This window comes from Marinobacter sp. EVN1 (genome assembly GCF_000475375.1).
In the GTDB taxonomy this organism is placed as follows: domain Bacteria; phylum Pseudomonadota; class Gammaproteobacteria; order Pseudomonadales; family Oleiphilaceae; genus Marinobacter; species Marinobacter nauticus.
The window spans coordinates 558132-572639 of record NZ_AXCB01000070.1 but is presented as its reverse complement, the minus strand read 5'-3'; the positions used below and the strand labels follow the sequence as shown (position 1 = coordinate 572639).

The window sequence follows — 14508 nt, the reverse complement described above, 5'->3', positions numbered from 1 at the left end:
TGCACCACAGCCGCGGCACAGATCAGCGATTCGAAGGATCAGGCGCTGTGAATCGCGCTCGCCTTCAAAAATTCCTGTTTCAGATCGTCAAAATTGTGCACCGCCGGGAACTGCGGGAACTCATCAATAACGTTCTGGGGCGCGTGGAACAGAATGCCCGCCTCTGCCTGGCCGAGCATGGTGGTATCGTTGTAGGAGTCACCAGCGGCAATCACCCGGTAGTTCAACAACTGGAATGCACGCACAGACTGGCGTTTCGGATCCCGCTGACGCAGCAGGTAATTGGTGATCTGGCCACTCTCCGCCACTTCCAGTTTGTGACACAACAACGCCGGATAACCGAGCTTCTTCATCAGCGGCATGGCGAACTCGTAAAAGGTATCCGACAGAATCACCACCTGGAAACGCTCACGCAGCCAGTCGAGGAATTCCCGGGCGCCCGGCAGCGGGTCCAGAGTACCGATGACTTCCTGGATTTCCGGCAGCCCATAGCCGTGCTGGTCCAGAATACGCAGGCGCTGCTTCATCAAGACATCGTAATCAGGGATATCCCGGGTGGTTGCCTTGAGTTCTTCAATGCCGGTTTTTTCTGCAAAGGCGATCCAGATTTCCGGGATGAGTACGCCCTCAAGGTCAAGACATGCGAGTTCCACAACGGTCTCCTGAACGATAAATAAAAAGATGAGGCACCTGCGCCCCGGTTGGTGGGCGTATGATATGAAAAAGCGCGGCCAAATGCATCGTGTATCCGGTGTTGCCCATCTTTGATGGCATAAAGATATAGATCCTCATTCCTTCAGGGCATTAAAGGTTTACTGCTAAGCTAGCCACACAAGTTATTGGTACAGACTGGATGATTATGACTGATATCGACTCTCTCCGGGCCGAACTGGATGGTCAAAGCCCCAGGGCGATCCTGAAAGCCGCCCTCGCCCACTATGGCAACATTGCCATTTCGTTCAGTGGCGCCGAGGACGTCGTGCTGATCGAAATGGCTCACAAACTGACCGACAATCTCAGGGTGTTTACCCTGGATACCGGCCGACTGCACGCGGAAACCTACGAGTTTGTCGATCGGGTGCGAAAACACTACGGCATCGATATTGAAGTCCTGTTCCCGGATGCCAAAGAAGTTCAGGACATGGTCAACCGCAAAGGCCTGTTCAGTTTTTACGAAGAGGGTCATTCGGAATGCTGTGGTATCCGAAAGGTTAACCCGCTGCGCCGTAAGCTTGCCACGCTGGATGCCTGGGTTACAGGCCAGCGTCGGGACCAGAGCCCCGGTACCCGGAATGAAGTGCCGGTGGTCCAGCTGGACACCGCCTTCTCAACTGATGCAAAACCACTGATAAAATTTAACCCGCTGGCAAACTGGAGTTCCAAAGAAGTCTGGGATTACATCCGCATGTCTGAGGCGCCCTATAACCGGCTACACGAGCAGGGCTTCGTCAGTATTGGTTGCCAGCCTTGCACCCGCCCGGTGCTCCCTGGCCAGCACGAGCGCGAAGGACGCTGGTGGTGGGAAGAAGCCACACACAAGGAATGTGGTCTGCATGCCGGCAACCTGATCGGCAAGTCTGGCTGAACGTCCCGAAGCTGCGCCCACAAAAAAGCCCGCGTCGCCTTAACGGCCCGCGGGCTTTTCATTGGCCCAACCTCAGTGCTCAGTAGGTAGGAAGCTCGATATCCTTGAACAGTTCCTGAATCTCGGAACGACTACCCTGGTGGGCCACGGCTTCATCCACCTTTTCCTTGGTGAGATGGGGCGCGAACCGTTCCATGAAGTCGTACATATAGCCCCGCAGGAAGGTGCCTTTACGGAAACCGATACGGGTGACCGAGGGCCTGAACAGCTTGCTGGCATCCAGCGCCACGAGATCGGTATCAACCTTGGGATCGAACGCCATACTGGCAATAATGCCGACACCCAGCCCCAACCGCACGTAGGTCTTAATGACATCGGCATCAGCTGCAGTGAACACCACTTTCGGGGTCAGCCCCCGTGACTGGAATGCCTCATCCAGCTTGGACCGACCGGTGAACCCGAATACGTAGGTAACCAGGGAGTACTCTGCCAGTTCTTCAAGCGTTAGTTCCTGACCTTTTGCCAGAGGGTGATCCTTGGGAACGATCACGCAGCGGTTCCATTTATAGCAGGGCATCATGATCAGATCGTTGAACAGGTCCATGCCTTCAGTGGCAATGGCAAAATCCACCGCCCCGTTGGCGGCCATCTCTGAGATCTGCATCGGCGTGCCCTGATGCATATGTAGGGACACATCCGGGTATTCCTCGATAAAGCCCCGGATCACCGGCGGCAGCGCATAGCGGGCCTGGGTGTGGGTGGTCGCGATGCTCAAGTCGCCTTTACGCTGGTTACTGAACTCCTGGGCGATTTTCTTGATGCCCTCGACCCGACGCAGGATCTCCCCTGCCTCCCGGATGATGATCTCGCCGCCGGGGGTAATGCGGGTCAGGTGCTTGCCGCTGCGGGCAAACACCTCAAGCCCCAGCTCGTCCTCGAGCAAACGAATCTGTTTGGAAATGCCCGGTTGTGAGGTGAACAGGCTCTGGGCGGTGGCGGACACATTCAGGTCGTGGTGCGCAACTTCCCAGATATAACGCAGCTGCTGTAATTTCATTAATCTTGTCGCTCCCTGGATTTCCGGCCCTGAGTCAGTGCCTCAGGCTCAACTCGTGAACGCTGGTGGATTCATAACCGGATAATACGCATAAAGGATCAATTTTTCATTCTTTTTTGGTATACAAGGCAATCTGTATTCAGTGTAGACCAAATCTCTGGTTTCGCTGGCCCGACAACACCTTGCGTCAACACAGCCCTTGACTTGTGTGTGACAAAGCACACAATCGCTAGTCAAACGTGCCCAGATCCCGGGAAGCCATGCTGCTGACAACCAAATTCCTCCGGCCAACACCCGATTCCAGAGCCGTTCAACGTCAACGGCTGGATACCCTGCTGCAACCGGAATCCGGCAAACGACTGAATCTGGTTATTGCTCCGGCGGGTTATGGCAAGACCACACTGGTCAGCCAGTGGTGCGCCGGCAACAGCCTGCCCACCGCCTGGCTCTCACTGGACGAGCAGGACGACAAGCCAAGGCAGTTCTGGCAGTACGTAATTGGCGCCTTCGAGCATGCCGGCCTGATCGGACTGGAGAACTGCAAGAAACTGTTGGCCAGGCAGGACGACGACGAACTCACACCCGCCATTACCGGCCTTTTGAATGTTCTCGCGGCCGATGGCAATGCCTGGTCTCTGGTGGTGGATGACTACCACGTTATCAGTAACGACACCCTCCATCGCCAGCTCGCGTGGTTTCTGGACTATCTGCCACCCGGTATCCTGGTGACCCTGGCGTCACGAACTGAGCCACCGCTGCCACTGGCCCGCTGGCGCGTCCGTCGTCAGGTTCAGGACATCCACCCCGGTCTGCTCGCGTTTTCCGAAGAGGAATGTCAGGAATTCTTCCGCAGCACTATGGCCATGGAGCTGTCCGAGGACGACATTCGGTCGATATGCCGTAAAACCGAAGGCTGGGTCGCCGCCATGCAGCTTTCAGCGTTGGCGGGCAAGAAAGAAGCCGTCGTGCCCGGCCAGGCCATGGGCTCACCGGACAGCCGACTGATTTCCGATTATGTCCTTACCGAAGTGCTAGAGCAGCTTCCCGAAGAGCTGACGGACTTCCTGCTGGAAACAGCCTGTTGTCCGCGCTTGTGCGCCCCTTTGTGCAATGCCGTCAGGCAACGCCAGGACAGTCAGGAAAGGCTGTCCAGCCTATTGTCCCAGAATCTTTTTCTCATCCCGCTGGACAACAGCAACGAGTGGTTCCGTTACCACGACCTGTTTCGGGAGGCCCTGTTACAGCGAATCCAGAGTGCCGACCCGTCCCGGGCCTCGGAACTTCAGTCCCGTGCCATTGACTGGCTACTGCGCCATGGCCATGTGCAGGAAGGGATTGCCCAGATTGTCCGGCGCAACGATACGGACCATCTGGCGGTGGTTCTGGCGGAACACGGCAACAATCTGATTCATGGCGGCTATCACCTTCCGGTACTGGAATGGCTGGATTCGATCCCTGCCCACAAGATTCAGGACAGCCCACAACTGCAGATGCTCAGGATCTGGGGGCTGTTTTTCGCAAACCGGGTGGAAAGCCTGGACCCGCTTCTGCTGGAAGTTGAGGACCTGCTGGACCGCCGCGTTGCCGATTCGCACCCAGACGCTGAAGGCGCATTGGCGTTGCACAGCGAGATTTCCCTGGTGAGATCCTACCTGGCCCGCACGCGCAACGATGAGAAAAACGCCTCGGATCTTACCCGGCAGGTGCTGAAGGACATTGATCAGATCAGCATTCCCCTGAAGTCCGTCACCTATTACGGGTTGGGCCTGGATTATTTCGGCAAGGGCGAACTGAATGACGCCGAGGAAGCTCTGGAATCAGCCGTTCATTATGGCCAGGTAGAGCGCAAAGCCAGTACCGTTCTGTCGTCCGGCGGCCTGCTCGCCTGGATTCAATACCACCGCGGTGATACCGATCTGGCGCTGGAAACCACCGGCCGAGTGCGGCAGTGGGTGGACGAACATTATTCGGACCCCAGCCAGCCGCGACTGATTTCCTGCTGGCAGAACAGTGCGCTGACGGAAATCTATCGCGAGCGAAACCAGATCAGCACGGCCGAGGGGTACCTGGCCCCCTTGCTCGATCATGTAAAAAAGGGCACCGAACCTGGCCAGCATGTGGTGATCCAGTATGTACGCGGGCACCTGGCCTTTACCCGGGGTGACCTGGAAACCGCAGTTGAGGCATTGGAAGATGCCGTGACTACCGGCAGGCGCCGGAGGGAACACATCGTCTTCGAGCCCCCGGCCGCGTCCGCCTTGCTGGCACGCTGCTACCTGGCCTCCGGCCACCCCGACAAGGCCCGCGCCTGTTTGCAACCCGCTCTGGACCAACCAGCCACCAACCCGCTTAACCGGGAGCAGAACCAGATTGCCCTGGCGCGGGTGCAGAATGCACTGGGTGAATATCAGCAAGCCCAGGACACCCTGTCCGCTCTGATACCTACGGCGGAACGCAACGCCCACAACCGGCATCTGGTGGAGATTCTTCTGGTGTACGCCGAGGCGCTCGCCCACGAGGGCCGTGCCGACGAGTCTGATGCCATGCTGGAGAAGGCATTGGACCGGGCCGAAAACGCAGGCTTTCTGCGCCTGTTTGCGGAAGAGAGCACTGCCCTGCGGGACATGCTCCTGGATTTTCCCAGACTACGCACCCCGGGCCGGTGGAACCGGGAGCTGCTCGCGATACTCAGGGATCTTGCCGCCGGGCAACCTGACGAACCGTCTTCCAATGGTACCCGGGAAACCAACCGCCCCATAGAGACTGCCCGTCTGGGGGGCGAGGCTGCAAATGTTCTGGCGGAACCGTTGAGCCAGCGTGAGCAGGAAGTGCTTGTGCTGATCCATCAGGGACTGGCCAATAAAGAAATTGCTGAGCGCATGTCCGTTGCCCCGGCTACCGTGAAAGCGCACATCAGGAACCTGTACGGCAAGCTCGGCGTGAGCCGGCGTACCGAGGCGCTGGCGAAAGCACGGGAGGTGGGATTGCTGGAGGATGTCGCAAAAACGTGATGACCATCACATTTGACACCGATTAAGCCTGCCCACTACGCCCTTTGGACGATCCGTTTACGCCCCTTTAAGCCCTATCATTTAACCATGGTGGGGTTAACGCCTTACCTCGAAATCTGAAATTCAGGCCTTCAGACTTCTTGTTCCGCGTTGTTTCGACGCCCGGGTTCGTTAAGAACCCCTTCCATGAGAGCCACCCCTTGCGGGCTGGCTCTTTTTTTATGGCTATTTATGGGTTTATTTACAGGCTTGCGAGAAATCTAGTGTTCAATGATGCGGCGAAACGGCGGGAGTGCATCCAATAGCAACTGGCCGTAGCGTCGCGCCACAATCCTGCGGTCCAGAATGGTGACCCGCCCCGTGTCCTGTTCCGTTCGCAGCAGGCGGCCAACGGCCTGCACCAGCTTGACCGAAGCATCCGGCACCGTGATTTCCATGAATGGATTACCCCCGCGCTGGGTCACCCACTCTGCCAGGCTGGCTTCAATGGGGTCATCCGGTACCGAAAAGGGTAATCGGGTGATGACTACGTGGTGCAGATAGCGCCCCGGCAGATCAATGCCCTCCGCGAAACTGGCCACACCAAACAGTACACTGGGCTTACCTTCGTCAACCCGGCTGCAATGCACCCTGAGCACCTCATTCTTGGCCATATCGTCCTGGGTCAGGATCAGTTCCGGGTATTCAGGCGCCAGCGCATCACGGACCTGCTGCATCTGACGGCGCGACGTGAACAGGACCAGTGTCGCCTTTTCTCCGGCCCAGAGCTCCGGTAAACGCTTAACCAGGGCATCGGCGAAACCATCGTCGGTAGGCATGGCGACCATGGCCGGCACTTCCACCGTCGCCATTTCGGCGTACCGGAAAGAACTTGGCACTACCAGATAACGGCTGGCCTCAGGCAATCCGGCCCGTGAACGCAGGCGATCAAAGCGCCCGAGCGCCGTCAGAGTGGCACTGGTCAGCACCGCCCCATAAGCTCTCGACCACAGTCGAGAATAAAGCAGGTTATCGGCCAGTACCGGCGAGCTGAACAAGGTAATGTCTTCTGCATGGTCCCAGCGCTGGCGCACTGCCCACCTTGCCGCCGGTGGGCCTTTACGGGCAGGAGCTTCGACCACCGGCTCCTCTTCATCACTGACGATGGCGACACCTTCGCTCCAGGCAATCCACAACCGCAGCTGATCTTCCGCCCTTGCATGAAAGGAACCTACTACCGGATACCAGGAATCTGCTGTGTCCCGGTCCAGCTCGGGATCCTTGCGCTCATCGAATGCGCTCTGGAGTTCATCGACCAATGTTCCGAGGTGCCGACACAACCCTGCCGTGGCAATTCGTGTTTCCCCAGCCAACTCGGCCAGCTTCTCGGGCAAGGCACCATCCGGATACCGCCACTGGGCACTGCGGCGCTCTTCGTTGAATTCCCAGCCGGTATTCTGCTCAACCTCTTCGTACACGCGAGTGAGAGCCAGGTCCAGGTCCCGGCCCGCGGTACTGATCTTTTCAACCGCTTTGGCGGCCTGGGAGCCCGCTGGAAGCCAGGGCTGCATCTTGACCAGCGCCTGGGAAAGCTGTTTCAGCCATTGCCGGGTGGAGTTCAACGGCACCGACGCGGCGAAATGGTTCAGGGCCTTGTCTGGCAGGTGATGGGCTTCATCGAAGATGAACAGCGCGTTCTCCGGCTCCGGAAGAATGGCGCCACCGCCCAGGGCCAGATCCGCCAGCACCAGGTCGTGATTGGCCACCACCACATCGGCATCGTCCAGATCCTTGCGGGCATCAAAGAACGCACAACTGTCAAAGTAGGCGCAGTGCCGGTTGGTGCACTGGCGATGATCAGTCGTCACCTGACGCCAGATTTCATCGGGAATCTGTTCCGGCCAGTGATCCCGGTCGCCGTCCCAGTCCCGGGAACCATAACTGGCAAGCATGTTTTCAAAGGTGGCCCGGCTACGGGCTTCGTCGTCTACCGGCTGATCCAACAGGAACAACGGCATGGTATCGCTGTCACCATGGCCCTCATCGTGCAGCCTCGCTTCCAGTCGCGACATACACAGGTAACGACCACGACCTTTGGCAAGAGTCCAGCTGAAATCCAGCTTGCTGTGTTTACGCAGGTCTGGCAGATCTTTCAGAACGATTTGATCCTGAAGCGCCACCGTGGCGGTGGAAATCACCAGAGTCTTGCCAAGGGCTTTCGCCACCGGAATGGCGGCGATGAGGTAGGCCAGCGTTTTACCTGTACCGGTACCAGCCTCCACCACGCAGGTAGCTGGCGGGGAAGTGCGCTGGCCATCGTTGTCGGTGATCTCCCCCATGTACCGGGCAATCTCCGCAATCATCAAGCGCTGGCCATAACGGGCACGGATATCCTTGCCCGCCAACACATCCCGATAGGCTTGCTGAATTTGCTGTTTAACGTCCTCTGTCAGCGCCATTATCTCGGGCTCACCCAGTCACGTACGGTACCTACACGGAAAAACTGGCCGTTCTTGCTGAGCACCACGCCGTCTTCGGTAATACGTTCTACCAACAGCGACCCAAAGCCGTCTCCCGGCTTCAGGTAATGGCCATTGATCATGACACGACTGGCGGAGGGGTCAGATGCAAATATGTGACTGTTAAAAGTCAAATCAGGGACACTCTTCTGAAAAGAAAGGGGTAGTTCCACAAGGTGAGGCACCCTGCCCTGCGGCACCCGTTCCGTCAAGGCAGATTGTGGCAACGGCTCACTTTCGGACCGACTTGGCACAATGACGACAGGTTCGTCCCAGGACTGCTGGTTGACGCCGGACTCATCTGACATGGCATCATCACCTGCCTCAGTGACCACGCCTGTACCTTTTGCCTGAGACAGGTCCTGCCCTCCGGAAACCCGGACCGGATCCGCTATTTCAGTCTCTGCAAGCGGCTCAGGCTCAGGCTGAGCCGCCGGCACATCGGGTACCGGTTCGGACTGTTCCTGGGCTACAGCAGGAGCCTCCTTCACCGTCACGATCTTTGCGTCTCGCTCCGGCCAGAACAACCAGGCAAGCACACCCGCGTTCACTAACAAGGCCAGTGCAATCCACACCACGGCCGATACCGGCTTACGTTTAGGGCGGTATACCATCTGTACCGGTTGTCCGAGATCAGGCGCTTTGCCCTGTCGGCGCTCCGCTTCGGATTTTCGGAGCGCATCGAGAATATACGACATACGCTACCCGCTCCTGGCCATCACCGACGAAACCAGACGTGGAATATTCTCGGCCAGATCGTTGTTCATCTGGATAATGGTCATGGCGCCTGCAATACCATCCACAGTGAGCCCACGTTTTTCCTGATACCAGCGCACCTGGTCCGTCATCTCCATACGCTTCACCCGGGCCGCCTCCTGCCCACCACTGCTCAGACGCTCTGCCAGCTCCATCATCCGGGCACCGATCCATAACTGCTGGCCAGAGTCATCGCCGTAGAAACCATCGCCGGTCATGAATTCAGGAATTCGCCAAAGTACCCTGAAATCACCGTACCAGTATTCCTCAATCTCGCGAAACGGCACTTGTTGGCTGCCCACCGGCGTCGCAATCATGGCCAGCTCACCATCCAGCTGTTCCACAACTACCTGGCGGGTACGACCGCGTTCATCCCTTAACTGAAGGATGGCCGGCCGATTGATAAACTCCAGGCTTCTCCGACTGCCCTGGCGTTCAAGGCAGGCCAGCCCTACCGTTGCGGCGTAATCACAGGCGATCGGGTTGGCCGACGGTTCATAATTCTTGCCCCACAAATCAAACAAAGCGCCGAAGGCCTCAGCCAACGACTGGGTGTGCTGGTTGAACACGAACCCCTGCGATGTTGGCTCCGGTGCCACGATTTCCGGCTGGTCAGAATCTGATACCGTTTGCGGCTCAGGCTCTGCCTCCCGTTCAATCACACCTGCAACGGACCGTTCGGCCTTGGGCTCGGCGAGTGCCGGGGTGGGTGAACCAGGAAGTTCAAGCAGCCACAAGGTGCCAATGATGGCCAGTATGACCGAGGCGACAACCAACCATACATGACTGCCCCGGCTTCGGAACGTCCCGCCGGCCGGGGCCATCGCCAGCCCGCCATTGACCTCTTTTGCCGCTTTGCGAATGTGGGTGACGGAGATCAGATGATCTCCCTCCGCATAGGCGCCGAGCAGTGCCCGGTCGCTGATCAGATTGATAAGCCGGGGTACGCCCTGACTTTCCCGATACAGTCTACGGACCGCCCCGGGGGTAAAAATATCACCCCGCATACCGGCAACATTAAGCCGGTACTGCAGATAGGCAGGCAATTCCTGCCGGTCTATTGCATCCAGGTGGTAGCGTGCCGTGACCCTTTGATTAAGCTGGCGAAGTTCCGGCAGAGCCAGGATCTCCTGCAATTCCGGCTGGCCAAGCAGAACAATCTGCAGCAGTTTCTTTTCCGAGGTTTCCAGGTTGGTCAGCAGGCGCAGCTGTTCGAGCACCTCAGCGGAGAGGTTCTGGGCCTCGTCAATAATCAAAACCTTGTGCCGGCCCGCAGCGTGGGCTTTCAACAAATCCTGGTTGATGCTGTCGACAAGGGTTTTGATACTGGCATCAGGTTGGTGCGCTATTTCCAGTTCATCACAAACGGACGACAACAGTTCCCTGGCGGACAGGCGTGGATTCAGGACCAACGCAATATCCACATGTGCCGGCGCGTTTTCTATGAAGCAGCGACAAACCGTGGTTTTACCGGTGCCCACCTCGCCAGTGATCACAATGAAACCGCCCTGCCCCTGCACACCGTACATCAGGTGCGCCAGTGCTTCCTTGTGGCGATCGCTGAGGTAGAGATATCGGGGGTCGGGAGCGATTGAAAATGGCGGCTCACGAAAGCCGAAGAAATCGTAGTACATGGTTCCTCAGGGCCTGGCCGGGGTATCACCGCTTACCAGTTTGAGTTCCGCTGCGCGCCGGTTTTGCTGTTTCAGGCGGCGAACGCAACGCTCCAGGGTTTTCGAGATCCGTGCGTGGGAGCGGATCATGGATATCTTGGGCCAGGTCGCCCGCTCACCTTCCAGAATCATCTCACGAACATACTCAGGGCTCGGGTTGGCAAGCATACGCCGAAAATGCCGCAGGGAATAGTTTGGTGCGATGGTCACATCGCCGGAGTATCGCTGGGCCATAATGGTATACATCTGGCCGGATAGCTGCCGCAGGATCTCTGGCCGAACACGCTTTCGCAGGTAATCGAACACGCCTTGCCCGTGGAACTGTATCTCGGATTTCAGCAAGTGGGACGGCAGATTGGTCAGAGATAGTTTTTCATCCTGGCCACGATCAGTCAGAAACGGCACCACGTGAGGGTTGGTCTGGCTGACAATGGTGAAATTCACATCATAAAGGTGCATCAGTCGTTCAATGGGCAGATCGCTCACAACAGAGCCGTCCACAAACTTGAGCCGCGGCATGTAGGGCAGCGAATTGCCATTGAGATCTTTCTTCATCAGCGTCACCGGCGGGAAAATACCCGGTACAGCGGCACTGGCCAGGGCGGCACTCCACACCAACAGGTACGGTGAGGTGTAACCGCACAGCAAGCGGGCTTTCTGATGCGCCTGCACCGGAGACACACTGATATTAATACTGCGCCCGGTGCGCTGGTAGGCTTCCTCAAAGGTATAGTCGCCAATATTCTCCCGTAGGCATCGGCGCAATGTGTCCTGGTCCATCAGACCGGTTCCACGCATGGCGCTTAACAACCCCCGCCATTTCCATGCTTTCAGGTTATGGCTTTCAGGCACCAGCATTTCAGGAATTTCAGCATCGGTATGAACCCCCAGAATGCCGGCGATAATGGCGCCAATGCTGGAGCCGGCAATCACCTGCGGCAAAAGGCCTTTCTCCCAGAGCGCCTTGATAACCCCGAAATGGAACATGCCCAGGCTGGCGCCACCACTCAACAGTAAGGTGGGCCGCCCGTAGCTCGTCAGGGTGTCGCGGAAAAACTGCAGTTTGTCATACACCGGGAAGCCAGGAACCGGGTGGTCACACAGGTAATCCAGCGACTCACAGACCTGAGTGATGTATTCTTCAATCAGGTGTTTGGTACCGACGCGGGAGCGGGTGTACAGCGCCGGATTCCCCATGTTGCCAAGGTCGTGATGCAACCCTTCCCTGAGCGCGCGCTTCAGGCGCTCGAAATCATTCTGTTGGCGATACTGCTTGAGATTGGACAGGCGATCATAGATCAGCTCGTAATGGTAAAGATCGGAGGCAAAATCCTCTTTCCATTCAGCATTGCCCTCAAGAAAATCCAGCTCCAGTGCGGCCGCTTTCCACTGTTCATAATTCGTGGCCTGCGCCAGCATTTGTCGGAAACGGGTTATTCTCGGGTCCTTGATCACCTGTCGCCTCCCGGCTTGTACACTCAGAAATCGTCGAGCATCAGATCGTCATCATCACTCGCGAAAGGATCTTCGGTGATCTTACCATCGTTAATCAGGAATTCACGACGCTGCAGGAAGGCATTGCGCATAAACGTGTACCGATCCCCGGAAATGAAATTCTCCGCCGGGATCAGATCTGCCCGCTTGTCCACAATCTGGAGCATTCGCAGGTAATACCATTCGGGGTTCTCGACCGAGTCCCACGCCGAAGGCAGCATGAATCCGTCCGCCGCCATACCCGTGAAATACCGGGGCGTGGACGGCCCTAGCAACGGCAGCATCAGGTAAGGACCGGAATCCACGCCCCAGGTTGCCAGGGTCTGGCCGAAATCCTCCGGCCGCTCGGGCAGCTCGAAGGCGTTGGCAACATCAAAGAAACCACCAAGACCGAAAACCGTGTTGTAAGTAAAACGGCCAACCGCCACAACCGCAGACTCACCCTTCAGCTGCAGAAGGCTGTTGGTGAAGTTACGGATTTCGGTCAGATTATTGAAAAAATTGGTAATCCCCCGGTCCACCAGATCTGGAGTGACAGTGCGATAGCCCTTGGCTACCGGCCGGAGAAACCACCGGTCAATAGCATCATTAAAGGCGAAGACCTTTCGGTTCCAGTTTTCATAGGGATCGCCGGTTTCAACCGGCATAGTCTGTTCACCCGGGGGCTCCTGGAGATTCTGGGCCGTGGCCGGATTAAAGACCGCCAGGGCCGGGAAAACTGCGATGACCATCCAGGATGACCAGCGCCGGGACTTACGCTCTTTCATGTCGCTCTCTTGGGTTGTTTAACCTGTTCAGTTTCGTCAACAATACCGGCGCTTTATTATTATTTTTCAACCTTCCGGAGGAAATCCGATGTCAGTACCGGGAAATCCCGTCAGCTCCCTCACCATGGCACTGCGATGGGGTGATATGGATGCATACGGCCACGCCAATAACACAGTTTACTTTCGTTTCTTTGAAGAAGCCCGGATTGTCTGGCTTGCCTCACTGGAACTCGGTGGTGCCGAAGATGCCACCGGGCCGGTCATTATAAAGACCAGCGCCACATTCCTGAAGGAGCTGACTCACCCCGCCAATGTGGTGGTGGAAACTTACGCGGACAAAGCCGGAAATACCAGCCTGGACACTTACCACCTGTTGAAAGACAAGGATACCGGAGATATCTACGCGGAAGGCTATGCGAAAATCGTCTGGACGGACCGGGCGACACGCAAATCCACCCCGCTGCCAGACACCTTGCGGGCGCTGGCAGCGAGATAAACAGGCTCAGCGGTGGCGAACCACGACGCTGCCAATGGAATAGCCGGCGCCGAATGAGCAGATCACGCCCAGATCGCCGGCTTTCAGATCGTCCTTGTATTTGTGGAACGCGATGATGGAACCAGCGGAACTGGTGTTAGCGTATTCGTCCAGAATCACCGGAGCCTCTTCCACACTGGCATCGCGACCCAGAACCTTGCGCGCAATTAACTGGTTCATGTTCAGGTTGGCCTGATGCAGCCACATCCGGGTGAGATTATCCGGGCTGAGGGAAAGGGATGCCAGGTGGGCCTGAATGGTCTCGGCCACCAGGGGCGAAACTTCCTTGAACACCTTCCGCCCTTGCTGGATAAACAGTTTGTCCGCCTTGCCAATGCCGGATTCATCGGCACGATTGAGGAAGCCGAAGTTATTCCGAATGTTGTTGGAAAACTTGGTTTTCAGGCGAGTACCCAGAATTTCAAAACCCTGACCGGCTTTAGTGTCTTCCTCACGCTCAACCAGTATCGCCGTGCAGGCATCACCGAAGATAAAGTGGCTGTCCCGATCCCTGAAATTCAAGTGGCCGGAGCAGATTTCCGGGCTGACCACCAGCACCGAACGTGCTGCACCATTTTCGACCGAGTTGACTGCCGCCTGCAGGCCGAAAGTGGCAGAACTGCACGCCACGTTCATGTCATAGGCAAAGCCTTCAATACCCAGGGCTTCCTGCACTTCAATGGCGATGGCCGGATACGGCCTTTGCAGGTTGGAACAGGCAACAATGACGGCATCGACATCGGCCGCCGTTTTACCCGCCTGGGCCAGGGCTTCCTTGCTCGCGGCCACCGCCATATCGCACTGTACCGACGGTTCATCGTTGCTGCGCTCCGGAATGTAGGGGGTCATCCGGTGGGGATCAAGAATACCATCCCGATCAATAACATGCCGGCGCTTGATACCGGAGGCTTTTTCAATAAAGGCAGAAGACGAGGGTTGCAGGGCAGCGACCTCACCACGGGCAATTTCGTCGGCATGCTCGTTGTTGAACAGCTCCACGTACTGATTGAAGGCTTCAACCAGTTCATCATTCTCGATAATGGCGGGCGGCGTATACAGGCCGGTTCCGCTGATGACGGCTTTAATCACAATAACCCCACGTCACAATTATAAAAACGGTTTCTGACATCAC

At 57.2% G+C, this 14508-nt stretch carries 11 protein-coding genes; 3 read left to right on the top strand and 8 right to left on the bottom strand.

Going from position 1 to position 14508, the window contains the following annotated elements:
- Nucleotides 1–38 precede the first annotated feature (38 nt).
- Complete coding sequence (gene thrH / locus Q674_RS39845) at nucleotides 39–653, bottom strand: bifunctional phosphoserine phosphatase/homoserine phosphotransferase ThrH (protein WP_011785066.1); 615 nt, start codon at nucleotides 651–653, stop codon at nucleotides 39–41.
- Nucleotides 654–859: 206 nt separating this feature from the next.
- Here thrH and Q674_RS39840 point away from each other — a divergent pair, with 206 nt between their 5' ends.
- Nucleotides 860–1585 carry a phosphoadenylyl-sulfate reductase gene (locus Q674_RS39840; protein WP_023010090.1) on the top strand — a complete coding sequence of 242 codons (726 nt, stop codon included), beginning with the start codon at nucleotides 860–862 and terminating at the stop codon, nucleotides 1583–1585.
- Between the two features lie 79 nt (nucleotides 1586–1664).
- On the opposite strand, the gene cysB is transcribed toward Q674_RS39840, so the two are convergent.
- Nucleotides 1665–2642: an HTH-type transcriptional regulator CysB gene (cysB, locus tag Q674_RS39835; protein WP_014421354.1), complete on the bottom strand. Its 978-nt coding sequence runs from the start codon at nucleotides 2640–2642 to the stop codon at nucleotides 1665–1667.
- Nucleotides 2643–2902: 260 nt separating this feature from the next.
- Between cysB and Q674_RS39830 the strand changes: the two genes are divergently transcribed.
- A complete protein-coding gene (locus Q674_RS39830; RefSeq protein WP_023010089.1) occupies nucleotides 2903–5653 on the top strand; it encodes a LuxR C-terminal-related transcriptional regulator in 2751 nt (916 codons plus the stop codon).
- Between the two features lie 260 nt (nucleotides 5654–5913).
- Here the strand turns inward: Q674_RS39830 and dinG are convergent, their stop codons facing one another.
- Genes dinG through Q674_RS39805 form a run of 5 tightly spaced genes read right to left on the bottom strand, consistent with a single transcriptional unit; the run spans nucleotide 5914 to nucleotide 12841 of the window.
- Nucleotides 5914–8091 carry an ATP-dependent DNA helicase DinG gene (gene dinG / locus Q674_RS39825; protein WP_011785070.1) on the bottom strand — a complete coding sequence of 726 codons (2178 nt, stop codon included), beginning with the start codon at nucleotides 8089–8091 and terminating at the stop codon, nucleotides 5914–5916.
- Nucleotides 8091–8849 carry a general secretion pathway protein GspB gene (locus Q674_RS39820; protein ID WP_023010088.1) on the bottom strand — a complete coding sequence of 253 codons (759 nt, stop codon included), beginning with the start codon at nucleotides 8847–8849 and terminating at the stop codon, nucleotides 8091–8093. Before Q674_RS39820 ends, dinG begins: the two co-directional genes overlap by 1 nt.
- Nucleotides 8850–8852: 3 nt before the next feature.
- Nucleotides 8853–10541: an ExeA family protein gene (locus tag Q674_RS39815; RefSeq protein WP_023010087.1), complete on the bottom strand. Its 1689-nt coding sequence runs from the start codon at nucleotides 10539–10541 to the stop codon at nucleotides 8853–8855.
- Between the two features lie 6 nt (nucleotides 10542–10547).
- Entirely contained in the window at nucleotides 10548–12035 is a 1488-nt protein-coding gene (locus Q674_RS39810) for a DUF3336 domain-containing protein (RefSeq protein WP_031210534.1), read from the bottom strand.
- Between the two features lie 23 nt (nucleotides 12036–12058).
- The gene (locus Q674_RS39805; RefSeq protein ID WP_022991148.1) at nucleotides 12059–12841 is read right to left on the bottom strand and encodes a VacJ family lipoprotein; all 783 of its coding nucleotides are present in this window, start codon (nucleotides 12839–12841) and stop codon (nucleotides 12059–12061) included.
- Between the two features lie 88 nt (nucleotides 12842–12929).
- Between Q674_RS39805 and Q674_RS39800 the strand changes: the two genes are divergently transcribed.
- Nucleotides 12930–13337: an acyl-CoA thioesterase gene (locus Q674_RS39800; protein ID WP_014421347.1), complete on the top strand. Its 408-nt coding sequence runs from the start codon at nucleotides 12930–12932 to the stop codon at nucleotides 13335–13337.
- 6 nt (nucleotides 13338–13343) lie between these two features.
- On the opposite strand, the gene Q674_RS39795 is transcribed toward Q674_RS39800, so the two are convergent.
- Nucleotides 13344–14465: a beta-ketoacyl-ACP synthase III gene (locus Q674_RS39795; protein WP_023010085.1), complete on the bottom strand. Its 1122-nt coding sequence runs from the start codon at nucleotides 14463–14465 to the stop codon at nucleotides 13344–13346.
- Nucleotides 14466–14508 lie beyond the last annotated feature (43 nt).